The following is an 8960-nucleotide window of genomic DNA, read 5'->3' on the forward strand; positions in this document are numbered from 1 at the left end:
CGGCACCCCCGTGGGGGTGCCGGCCTCCGGCATGCGCGGGCCTGCTCAGGCGTTCTTCGCGCGGCGCGCCTCGCGGCCGCGGGCCACCTGGTCGAGCACCACCTTGCGGATGCGCACGGCCTCCGGCGTGACCTCCACGCACTCGTCCTCGCGGCAGAACTCCAGCGACTGCTCCAGGCTCATCGCGCGCGGCGGGGCCAGGCGCTCCAGCACCTCGGCACCGGCGGAGCGCACGTTCGTGAGCTTCTTCTCCTTGGTGATGTTCACGTCCATGTCATCGGCGCGCGAGTTCTCGCCGACGATCATGCCCTCGTACACCTCGGTGGTGGGGTGGATGAAGAGGGTGCCGCGCTCCTGCAGGTTGAACATGGCGTAGGAGGTGGCGTTGCCGGCCCGGTCGGCCACCAGCGAGCCCGCGATGCGCGTGCGGATCTCGCCGAACCACGGCTCGTAGCCGTCGAAGATGTGGTGGGCGATGCCGGTGCCGCGCGTCTCGGTGAGGAACTCGGTGCGGAAGCCGATGAGGCCGCGGCTCGGCACGCGGAACTCCATGCGCACCCAGCCGGTGCCGTGGTTGCTCATCTCCTCCATGCGGCCCTTGCGGTTGGCCATCACCTGGGTGATCGCGCCGAGGAACTCCTCCGGGGCGTCGATGGTCAGGGCCTCGACCGGCTCGTGCACCTTGCCGTCGATCTCCTTGGTGACCACCTGCGGCTTGCCGACGGTGAGCTCGTAACCCTCGCGACGCATCTGCTCCACGAGGATGGCCAGCGCCAGCTCGCCGCGGCCCTGCACCTCCCACGCGTCGGGACGGTCGGTCGGCAGGATGCGCAGCGACACGTTGCCGATGAGCTCGGAGTCGAGGCGGTCCTTCACCAGGCGGGCGGTGACCTTGCTGCCCTTCACCTTGCCGGCCAGCGGCGAGGTGTTGGTGCCGATGGTCATGGAGATGGCCGGCTCGTCCACGTGGATGAGCGGCAGCGCCACCGGGTTCTCCGGATCGGCCAGGGTCTCGCCGATCATCACCTCGGCGATGCCGGCCACGGCCACGATGTCGCCCGGGCCGGCGGACTCGGCCGGCTGGCGCTCCAGCCCCTCGGTGACGAGCAGCTCGGACAGGCGCACGTTGGAGACGCTGCCGTCGCGCTTCATCCACGCCACGGTCTGGCCCTTGCGCAGGGTGCCGTTCTTGATGCGCAACAGGGCCAGGCGGCCGAGGAAGTTGGACGAGTCGAGGTTGGTGACGTGGGCCTGCAGCGGGGCCTCGTCGTCGTACACCGGGGCCGGCACGGTCTCCAGGATGGTGCGGAAGAGCGGCTCGAGGTCCTCGTTCTCCGGCAGCACCCCGTCGCCCGGGGCCTCCAGGGAGGCGCGACCGGCCTTGCCGGAGGCGTAGACGATCGGGAAGTCGATCTGCTCCTCCTCGGCACCCAGGTCCATGAAGAGCTCGTAGACCTCGTCGATGACGGCCGCGCAGCGGGCGTCCGGGCGGTCCACCTTGTTGATGACCAGGATCACCGGCATCTTGGCCTCGAGGGCCTTGCGGAGCACGAAGCGCGTCTGGGGCAGCGGGCCCTCGGAGGCGTCCACGAGGAGCACCACACCGTCCACCATCGACAGGCCGCGCTCCACCTCGCCACCGAAGTCGGCGTGGCCGGGGGTGTCGATGATGTTGATGACCACGCCGTCCTCGCCCACCCCCTCGAGGTCCTGGGCGGCCGGGCCGCGGTAGTGCACCGCGGTGTTCTTGGCGAGGATGGTGATGCCCTTCTCCCGCTCGAGGTCGCCGGAGTCCATCGCCCGCTCGTCGACCTTGGAGTGCTCGCCGAACACCCCCGACTGGTGGAGCATGGCGTCGACCAGCGTGGTCTTTCCGTGGTCGACGTGGGCAACGATGGCGACATTGCGCCGGTCAGCGCGGGAGGTCTGCGTCATAACCTCCAGTATCCCCCCGATCGCGGTCGCTCGCCCCACCCCCGGGATGTCGCGCAGGTCACGAATTGGTGTCAATCGGATTGCGACTTGCCCAAGATGTGGCCCGCTCCGCGCCCGACGCCTAGCGTCTGATCCACACACGGCCGCCCCCGCGGCCCCGGGTCGCGCAGGTCACACGCCCTGCGCGAGACACGTGAGGAGAGCCCATGAGCACCCACCGCAAGTCCGCGGCCGTCGCAGCCGCCGTCTGCGCCGCCGCACTCACCCTGTCCGGGTGTGCGGAGTCCCAGCGCGACAAGGGGGGTGAGGGCTCCGGCGGGGGTGAACAGGCCGCCGGCGGCACGCTGACCTTCGGCGCGGCCGGCGAGCCCAAGCTCTTCGACCCCTTCTACGCCACCGACGGCGAGACCTTCCGCATCACCCGCCAGGTCTTCGAGGGGCTGCTGGAGATCGAGCCCGGCACCGCCAAGGTGGGCCCGGGGCTGGCCACCAAGTGGGAGTCCAACGACGACGGCACCCAGTGGACCTTCACCCTCAAGGAGGGGGTGACGTTCCACGACGGCACCCCCTTCAACGCCGAGGCCGTGTGCAAGAACTTCGAGCGCATGTACAACCAGACCGGTGCCGGCCAGAGCCCGTCGGTCTCCGCCTACTGGCAGGACACCATGGGCGGCTTCGCCGACGGCAAGGTCGACTCCCTCTACAAGGGCTGCAAGGCCCCCGAGGACAACAAGGCCGTGGTGACCATCACCGAGCCCACGTCCAAGTTCCCCACCATGCTGACGCTCTCCTCGCTGGCCATGCAGTCCCCCACGGCCATGGACAAGTACAAGGCCAACGACGTGAAGGCCCAGGGCGAGGGCTTCGCCTACCCGGAGTACGCCACCAAGCACCCGACCGGCACCGGCCCGTTCACCTTCGCCGGCTACGACCGCGCCAACAAGACCATCAAGCTGAAGCGCAACGAGGACTACCACGGTGACAAGGCCAAGCTCGACGAGCTGATCTTCAAGGTCATCCCCGACGAGTCCACCCGCAAGCAGGAGCTCAAGGCCGGGTCCATCGATGGCTACGACCTGCCCAACCCCATCGACTGGAAGTCGCTGGAGGACGAGGGCAACCAGGTCATGAAGCGCGACCCCTTCAACATCCTCTACCTGGGCCTCAACGCCAAGGAGAACCCGAAGCTCAAGGACCCGAAGGTGCGCCGGGCCATCGCCATGGCCATCAACAAGGAGCAGCTGGTCAAGAGCCAGATGCCCGAGGGCGCCAGCGTGGCCACGCAGTTCATGCCCGACACCGTGAAGGGATACAACTCCGAGGTCGAGGCGATCCCGCACGACACCGAGGGCGCCAAGAAGCTGCTCAAGGAGGCCGGCGCCGAGGACCTGACCCTCGAGGTGTGGTGGCCGTCCGAGGTGTCCCGCCCCTACATGCCGGACCCCCAGAAGATCTTCGAGGCCATCCAGGGTGACCTCGAGGCGGCCGGCATCACCGTCAAGGCGAGCTCCAAGCCGTGGAACGGTGGCTACCTCGACGGCGTGGACACCGGCAAGGCGCAGGCCTACCTGCTGGGCTGGACCGGCGACTACGACTCCCCGGACAACTTCATCGGCACCTTCTTCGGCACCACCGACAACCGCTTCGCCACCGGCGAGTACCCGTGGGGCAAGAAGCTGGCCACCGACCTGAAGAAGGCCGACGCCATCGTGGACGACGCCGAGCGGGAGAAGCGCTACCAGGAGCTCAACGCCGAGCTGATGGACGAGCAGCACCTGCCCGCCGTGCCGCTCACCCACTCGCCGCCCGCCCTCGTGGTGAGCTCCAAGGTGCAGGGCCTCGTGGCCTCCCCGCTCACCGCCGAGCGCTTCGCCTCCGCCTCGCTCTCGGAGTGAGCCACCCGGGGGCCGTGCACCTCGGCCCCCGCCGACCGGCGCCCGGGGCGTCACCCTGACGCCCCGGGCGCACCCGTACCCCGGACCACCCCGACAGGAGTGCGCCTGTGATCCGCTTCATCGCGCGCCGTCTGCTCCAGATGGTGCTCGTCCTGGTCGTCCTGAGCGTCCTGCTCTTCTTCTGGCTGCGCTCGCTCCCCGGCGGCGCCGTGTCCGCCCTGCTGGGCGACCGCGGCACCCCGGAGGCCCGCAAGGCCCTCGAGGCACAGCTCGGCCTGGACCAACCCCTGCCCCTGCAGTACGTCGCCTTCCTCAAGCGCTGCCTCTCCGGCGACTTCGGCGTCTCCACCGGCCTCGTGCCCGGCACGCCCGTCACCGAGATCCTCGTGCAGCGCGCCCCGGCCACCATCGAGCTGACCGTCGTGGCCATCACTCTGGCCTGCCTGGCCGGCATCCCCCTGGGCTACCTCGCGGCCCGTCGCCGCGGTGGCCTGTTCGACAACCTCTCGGTGGTCAGCTCGCTGGTGGGTGTGGCCGTGCCGGTGTTCTTCCTGGCCTTCGTGCTCAAGTGGATCTTCGCCACCGAGCTCGGCTGGCTGCCGGTCTCCGGCCGCCAGGACCCGAGCCTGCACGCCACGCACATCACCAACTTCTTCGTGCTCGACGGGCTCATGACCCGCGAGTGGGACGCCGCCTGGGACGCCCTGCTGCACCTCGTGCTGCCCGGCCTGGCCCTGGCCTCCATCCCGTTCGCCGTGATCTTCCGCATCACGCGCGCCTCGGTGCTGGACGTCCTCGACGAGGACTACGTGCGCACCGCGCAGTCCAAGGGCCTGGCCTCCCGCGTGATCCGCGGCCGCCACGTGATGCGCAACGCGCTCATCCCCGTGGTGACGGTCATCGGCCTGCAGATCGGTGCGCTCCTGGCCGGTGCCGTGCTCACCGAGACGGTCTTCTCCATCGCCGGCATCGGCGAGGCGCTGGCCATCTCCTTCCGCCAGCGCGACTACCCGATGCTGCAGCTGCTCGTCATGGTGGCCGCCGCCGTGTACGTGCTCGTGAACCTGATCGTCGACATCCTCTACGCGGTCATCGACCCGCGCGTCCGGACGAGGTGACGCCATGACCCAGCCGAATCCCAGTGCCCTGGTCGACCAGTCCGTCCGCGAGGCGGGCACCGTCGACGACGCCAAGGGCGAGTCCCTGTGGATGGGCGCCTGGCGGCGCCTGCGCACCAACGTCGCCTTCCTCATCGGTCTGGCGATCGTGGTGGCCTTCCTGCTGCTCGCGCTCGTGGCCCCGTGGGTCGCCCCGCACGACCCCATCGCCGGGGTGATGCTCGACTCGGTGACCCCCTCCACCCCCATCCCCGAGGCCGCCCCCGGGCACCCGCTCGGCGGCGACAACAGCGGGCGCGACCTGCTGAGCCGCCTCATCGTGGGCAGCCAGCAGACGCTCATGGTGGGCGTGCTGGCCACCGCCGGCGGCCTGCTCGGCGGCCTCGTCCTGGGCACCCTGGCCGGTGCCTTCGGTGGCTGGGTGGACGCGCTGGTCATGCGTGTGGTGGACGTGATGCTCTCGATCCCGTCCATCCTCATGGCCTTCTCCGTGGCCGCCCTGTTCTCGCAGCCGACGCTCAAGACGGTGATCCTCGCCATCGCCATCGTGCAGGTGCCGATCTTCGCCCGCCTGCTGCGCGGCTCGATGCTGGCCCAGCGCGACAGCGACCACATCCTGGCCGCGCGGGCCGCGGGCGTGAAGTTCGGGCCCATCGTGTTCCGGCACATGATCCCCAACGCGCTCGGCCCGGTGATCGTGCAGACCACCCTGGTCATGGCCACGTCCATCATCGACGCCGCAGCGCTGAGCTTCCTGGGCGTCGGTGCCGCCGACACCCGCCGGCCCGAGTGGGGCCAGATGCTCGGTGAGGCCCAGGAATTCATCGACTCCTACCCGCACATGGCCGTCTACCCGGCCCTCTGCATCATCGTCGTGGCCCTCGGGTTCACGCTGATGGGCGAGGCGCTGCGTGAGGCCCTCGATCCGAAGAGCCGGAGGTGACGCGCATGGCGACCCCCGCCACCCGCCCGTCCGCCCACCCGTCCGACCGTCCGAGCCGCCCCGGCGAGCCGCTGCTCTCCGTGCGGGACCTCACCGTGGAGTTCCACCGTCGCGGACGTGAGCCGTTCACGGCCGTGGACGGCGTCTCGTTCGACGTGCACCCCGGCCAGACGGTGGGCCTGGTCGGCGAGTCCGGCTGCGGCAAGTCGGTGACCTCGCTGGCCGTCATGGGCCTGCTGCCCGAGCGCGGCACGAAGGTCTCCGGCCAGGTGCTCTTCGAGGGCACCGACCTGCTGCCGCTGGGCTACGACAGGATGCGCGACCGCCGCGGACGCGACCTGGCCATGATCTTCCAGGACCCGCTGAGCTCGCTGAACCCGGTGGTGCCGATCGGCCTGCAGGTCAGCGAGGTCATCGAGCGCCACAAGGGACTGAAGCGCAAGGAGGCGATGGCGCAGGCCAAGGTGATGCTCGACAAGGTGGGCATCCCCGACCCGGACCGGCGCCTCAAGGAGTACCCGCACCAGCTGTCCGGCGGCATGCGCCAGCGCGCGCTCATCGCCATGGCGCTGGCCTGCGAGCCGCGGCTCCTCATCGCCGACGAGCCCACCACCGCCCTGGACGTGACCATCCAGGCGCAGATCCTGCAGCTGCTCAAGGACCTCGTGCGCGACTCCGGCACGGCGCTCATCATGATCACGCACGACATGGGCGTGGTCGCCGGGCTGTGCGACGAGGTGAACGTGCTCTACGGCGGCCGCGTCGTGGAGCGCGGCGAGCGGCACCCGCTGTTCGCCCACCCCCGCCACCCGTACACCACCGGGCTGCTGGGCTCCATCCCCAGCCTCGAGGGGGATCGCGGCGCCGAGCTGACGCCGGTGCCCGGGTCCGTGGTGGACAACCTGCCGTGGACCAGCGCGTGCGCCTTCGCGCCACGCTGCAGCCAGCCGGTGGAGCTGTGCACCCGGCAGAGCCCCGAGCTCGTGGCCGACGACGCGGTCGCCGACGACCGCCGGCTGCGCTGCTTCAACCCCGTCCAGGAGGCGCGATGAGCACCAGCATCGACGAGTTCGACGGCACCGTGGCCGCCGGTGAGGACACCCGTGTCCCCGCCGGGGCCGGGAACGCGGGGCGCACCGGGCAGGACGACCTGCTGGTGGACGTGCGCGACCTCAAGGTGCACTTCCCCATCAAGCGCGGCATCGTGTTCGACCGCACCGTGGGCCACGTCAAGGCGGTGGACGGCATGAGCCTGACCATCCGCCGCGGTGAGACCTACGGGTTGGTCGGCGAGTCCGGCTGCGGCAAGTCCACCTTCGGGCGGGCGCTGCTGCAGCTGGAGCCGATCACCGACGGCTCCGTGCACTTCGCCGGACGCGACCTCACCGAGTACAAGGGCGAGGAGCTGCGCAGGCAGCGCCGCCACATGCAGATGGTGTTCCAGGACCCCTACGGCTCGCTGGACCCGCGGCAGACGGTGGAGTCCCTGCTCTGGGAGGGCATGAGCGCCCACGGCATGACCAAGGACAAGGCGGCGGCCCGCCAGAAGCTCAAGGACCTCCTCCGCGAGGTGGGGCTGCCGGCCAGCGCGCTGGGCAAGTACCCGCACGAGTTCTCCGGCGGACAGCGCCAGCGCATCGGCATCGCCCGGGCGCTCTCGCTGGACCCCGAGCTCATCGTGGCCGACGAGCCCGTCTCCGCCCTCGACGTCTCGGTGCAGGCGCAGGTCATCAACCTGCTGCGCACGGTGCAGCGCGAGCGCGGGCTGACCTACCTGGTGATCGCCCACGACCTCGCCGTGGTGCGGCACATCTCCGACACCGTGGGCGTCATGTACCTCGGCGGGCTGGTGGAGGAGGCCGACGCCGAGGAGCTCTACGCCGAGCCGCTGCACCCGTACACGCGGGCGCTGATGTCGGCCGTGCCGGTGCCGGACCCGGTGGTGGAGGACAGCCGCGAGCAGATCCTGCTCTCCGGCGACCTGCCCTCCCCCGCCGACCCGCCCTCGGGCTGCCGCTTCCGCACCCGGTGCCCGTTCGTGCAGGAGGACCGCTGCTCCACCGAGCGGCCCGCGCTGCGCACCGTGGACCTGCCGGGCGTCTCGGCCTCGCACACGGTGGCCTGCCACCACGTGGAGCGGATCGTCCACGGGGAGATCCAGCCGCGGCGGGTGGAGGCCGAGGTGGTGCAGCAGGCCGCCGACGCCGGGCTCACCGCCCGCGACACCGTGGCCTGACGCCGGCCGCCCACCGCACGGCCCAGAGGGCCGGGACCCCCGTCGCACAGGGGTCCCGGCCCTCTGGGCGTAGGGTCGGCGCATGACGAACCCCCGCATCCTGGTGGTGCAGCACGAGGACAACTGCCCGGTCGGCCTGCTCGGCGAGGTGTGGACCTCGCGCGGCATCGAGCTCGACGTCATCCGCGCCTGGGAGGGCTGGCCGCAGGACGCCTCGGTGCGCCTGGGGGCCGCCGACGGCCTGCTCGTGCTCGGTGGCGAGATGGGCGCCCACGACGACGACCGCTTCGCCTGGCTGACCCCCACCAAGCAGTTGCTGCTCACCGCCGAGGAGGCCGGCGTCCCGCAGCTGGGCACCTGCCTGGGCCACCAGCTCATGGCCGTTGCCCACGGCGGGCGCGTGGCCCCCAACCCGCACGGCCACGCCACCGGTCTGGCCACCGTGGAGCTCACCCCCGCCGGGGAGCAGGACCCCGCCACCGCCCCGTTCGGCGGCGAGCAGGTGGTGATGTGGAACAACGACGTGGTCACCGAGCTGCCGACAGCGGCCACGGTGCTGGCCACCTCCCCCGACGGGACGGTCGGTGCCGCCCGCTACGGCCGCCACGGCATCGGCTTCCAGGGGCACCCCGAGGCGGGTCCGGTGGTCTTCAACGCCTGGACCGTGGACAAGCCGAGCGCCGAGCAGGTGCGTGAGGACGGCATCGACGTGGCCGAGGCCGCGCGCCGCGTGGGCGAGGCGGGCGACCGGTTGCGTGCCACGTGGACGCCGCTGGCGCACTGGTTCGCCGACCAGGTGGAGGAGCGGGCGGCCAGCCGCGCCTGAGTCCCCG

The 8960-nt window shown here is 71.0% G+C and carries 7 protein-coding genes; 6 read left to right on the plus strand and 1 reads right to left on the minus strand.

Annotated elements, in window-relative coordinates:
* Nucleotides 1–45: 45 nt before the first annotated feature.
* A complete protein-coding gene (typA, locus tag HMPREF3099_RS08400) occupies nucleotides 46–1935 on the minus strand; it encodes a translational GTPase TypA (RefSeq protein ID WP_070705555.1) in 1890 nt (629 codons plus the stop codon).
* A 206-nt stretch (nucleotides 1936–2141) separates the two neighbouring features.
* Here typA and HMPREF3099_RS08405 point away from each other — a divergent pair, with 206 nt between their 5' ends.
* From HMPREF3099_RS08405 to HMPREF3099_RS08430, 6 genes are all read left to right on the plus strand, one after another.
* Entirely contained in the window at nucleotides 2142–3830 is a 1689-nt protein-coding gene (locus HMPREF3099_RS08405) for an ABC transporter substrate-binding protein (RefSeq protein ID WP_070705556.1), read from the plus strand.
* 107 nt (nucleotides 3831–3937) lie between these two features.
* A complete protein-coding gene (locus HMPREF3099_RS08410; protein ID WP_070705557.1) occupies nucleotides 3938–4948 on the plus strand; it encodes an ABC transporter permease in 1011 nt (336 codons plus the stop codon).
* A gap of 4 nt (nucleotides 4949–4952) precedes the next feature.
* Entirely contained in the window at nucleotides 4953–5891 is a 939-nt protein-coding gene (locus HMPREF3099_RS08415) for an ABC transporter permease (protein WP_070705558.1), read from the plus strand.
* 5 nt (nucleotides 5892–5896) lie between these two features.
* On the plus strand, nucleotides 5897–6943 hold the full coding sequence (locus HMPREF3099_RS08420; protein ID WP_070705559.1) for an ABC transporter ATP-binding protein: 1047 nt from the start codon (nucleotides 5897–5899) through the stop codon (nucleotides 6941–6943).
* Nucleotides 6940–8127, plus strand: a complete 1188-nt coding sequence (locus tag HMPREF3099_RS08425) for an ABC transporter ATP-binding protein (protein WP_083323638.1) — start codon at nucleotides 6940–6942, stop codon at nucleotides 8125–8127. The genes HMPREF3099_RS08420 and HMPREF3099_RS08425 overlap by 4 nt, the downstream gene beginning before the upstream one ends.
* Nucleotides 8128–8209: 82 nt before the next feature.
* Complete coding sequence (locus HMPREF3099_RS08430) at nucleotides 8210–8953, plus strand: type 1 glutamine amidotransferase (RefSeq protein WP_070705560.1); 744 nt, start codon at nucleotides 8210–8212, stop codon at nucleotides 8951–8953.
* Nucleotides 8954–8960: the final 7 nt, after the last annotated feature.

The organism is Kytococcus sp. HMSC28H12 (assembly GCF_001816045.1).
Classification (GTDB): domain Bacteria; phylum Actinomycetota; class Actinomycetes; order Actinomycetales; family Dermatophilaceae; genus Kytococcus; species Kytococcus schroeteri.

Coding starts and splice junctions, on each gene's coding strand:
- typA (WP_070705555.1), bottom strand. CDS start 1,935: ATGACGCAGACCTCCCGCGCTGACCGGCGCAATGTCGCCATCGTTGCC.
- HMPREF3099_RS08405 (WP_070705556.1), top strand. CDS start 2,142: ATGAGCACCCACCGCAAGTCCGCGGCCGTCGCAGCCGCCGTCTGCGCC.
- HMPREF3099_RS08415 (WP_070705558.1), top strand. CDS start 4,953: ATGACCCAGCCGAATCCCAGTGCCCTGGTCGACCAGTCCGTCCGCGAG.
- HMPREF3099_RS08420 (WP_070705559.1), top strand. CDS start 5,897: ATGGCGACCCCCGCCACCCGCCCGTCCGCCCACCCGTCCGACCGTCCG.
- HMPREF3099_RS08425 (WP_083323638.1), top strand. CDS start 6,940: ATGAGCACCAGCATCGACGAGTTCGACGGCACCGTGGCCGCCGGTGAG.
- HMPREF3099_RS08430 (WP_070705560.1), top strand. CDS start 8,210: ATGACGAACCCCCGCATCCTGGTGGTGCAGCACGAGGACAACTGCCCG.